This window comes from Mycoplasmopsis agassizii, assembly GCF_002276225.1.
Taxonomy (GTDB): domain Bacteria; phylum Bacillota_I; class Bacilli_A; order Mycoplasmatales; family Metamycoplasmataceae; genus Mycoplasmopsis_B; species Mycoplasmopsis_B agassizii_A.
Genome location: NZ_NQNY01000036.1, coordinates 1 through 826, shown reverse-complemented (window position 1 = coordinate 826; position 826 = coordinate 1). Strand labels below are relative to the sequence as shown.

Annotated in this window: 1 protein-coding gene; it reads right to left on the bottom strand. The window is 33.1% G+C overall.

Annotated elements, in window-relative coordinates:
• Positions 1–60: 60 nt before the first annotated feature.
• Positions 61–826 (bottom strand): hypothetical protein (locus CJJ23_RS05145; RefSeq protein ID WP_180738056.1); only part of this gene is annotated, 766 nt, incomplete at its 5' end.

Here is an 826-nt window from a genome sequence, read left to right as displayed (position 1 = left end):
CTGATCCTGTTGTAGGTTGTGTAGTTTCAGATTCTGATCCTGATCCTGTTGTAGGTTGATCTACGCTGGTTGATCTACGCTGGTTGATCTAGACATAGTGTCATTAGTAATAATAGCTTCCAATAGGAAACGAATTGCTATAGCTGTATTATTTACATATTGGTTAGGGTCAGCAACTACTACAGTATCTGATCCTGTTGGTGCATATGAAACTGGCTTTGTATTTGAATCAAGAAGTGATCTATTGATTCTTACACCATTATTAGAACCATCTTGATTTGCTTCATATGATCCATAGAAGTATCATTTAACATTATTGTAATCAAAGTAATTCTTTGATAATCCATCACCACCATCAATTCATGGTTTACCATTTGATTTAATTGGGTTTTGAGTATATCCTCCAAATCCTCCTAGTAATAATGTTGTTTTATTTGAACCAACTGTGGTTTCTTTATTACCATTTGATTTAAAAGCAACTGTTGTTGGTAATTCACTAATTGGATAAGGATTAATATAGTATGTCTGTGTTGTTGAAGTAAGTGATGTGTTTTGTAGTGCTGCTTCAACCATTTTTGCACCTAGTGCATTTGAAAAATTATCTAATTTAGCATCACTATCCTTAAATAAGTTAGCTGCTTTAGTTGTTAGACCACTTCATGATTGATATGTATCAAAGTTATCAATTCCTAAATGAATGTTTTTGGCACCTTTACTTAATGTAACAATATCACTATTTGTAGGCACCTTCACACTCATAAAGTGGGGACTAAACTCTGCTAAATCAGATGTACCTTTAATGTTTAATGTTGATGGATTTGTACCA